Genomic DNA, 319 nt, shown 5'->3' on the forward strand with positions numbered 1-319 from the left:
ATTCGGGCTTGCCTTGCACCTTCGAACGCGTCCGTTCGAAGGTGCGGCGGTATCAGGGGCTTGCGTGCCGAGGGCTGTCCGTCCGATCCGGGCGGACGCAGGTCTCAGGCCGCCCGCACCGTATCGAGGAAGCGCGCCACCTCGGCTGAGAGGTGCTCGGACTGGCGCGACAGCTCGCCCGCGGCTCCCAGCACCTGGCTCGCGGCCGCCCCGGTCTCGTCCGCCGCCCGGGCGACGCCGGCGATGTTCGTCGTCACCTCGCCGGTGCCGGCGGCGGCCTGGGAGACGTTGCGCACGATCTCCTGCGTCGCCGCGCCCT

The 319-nt window shown here is 73.4% G+C and carries 1 pseudogene; it reads right to left on the reverse strand.

Annotated features, from left to right (window positions below):
• Positions 1–104: 104 nt before the first annotated feature.
• Positions 105–319 (reverse strand): annotated as a pseudogene (locus MFF64_RS36720) (hypothetical protein); the annotation flags it as partial.

This window comes from Methylobacterium frigidaeris (genome assembly GCF_022179185.1).
GTDB lineage: Bacteria > Pseudomonadota > Alphaproteobacteria > Rhizobiales > Beijerinckiaceae > Methylobacterium > Methylobacterium frigidaeris.